At 56.6% G+C, this 433-nt stretch carries 1 protein-coding gene; it reads left to right on the top strand.

Annotated elements, in window-relative coordinates:
- Positions 1–433: Ig-like domain-containing protein (locus HMPREF2565_RS13955; RefSeq protein WP_168162660.1), on the top strand; the 433-nt coding region annotated here is incomplete at both ends.

Genomic DNA, 433 nt, shown 5'->3' with positions numbered 1-433 from the left:
CGAGATCGACCGCGTAGTCGTCGAGGTTGAAAAGCCTAAGAAGCCGATGAACCCGGGTCTTCCGTGGGGTCCGTCCTGGCCGATTGACCCGAACAAGCCGGGTGAGGACGATCCGTCTGAGACTCCGGAGGTAATTAAGCCGACGATTGATCCGGCTAAGGATGGTGACAAGGAGATCACTGGTACCGGTAAGCCTGGTACGGATCTCACCGTTACTGTCACGGACAAGGACGGCAATGAGACCGAGAAGACAGTTACCGTCGGTGACGATGGTAAGTGGAAGGTCGTTGTTGACAAGGAGCTGAAGACTGGCGACAAGATTGTTGCCAAGGATAAGGATGGCAACGAGGCTGAGCGTGTCGTCACCGGCGATTCCAAGCCAGCCCCGAAGCCGGGTGACTCCGATTGGACTGGTTCTTCCAACCTGTCTGAG

It is taken from the genome of Corynebacterium sp. HMSC072A04 (assembly GCF_001809235.1).
Taxonomy (GTDB): Bacteria; Actinomycetota; Actinomycetes; order Mycobacteriales; family Mycobacteriaceae; genus Corynebacterium; species Corynebacterium hiratae.
Note: the sequence above shows the minus strand (reverse complement) of the source record. Positions and strands in the feature narration are given on the sequence as shown.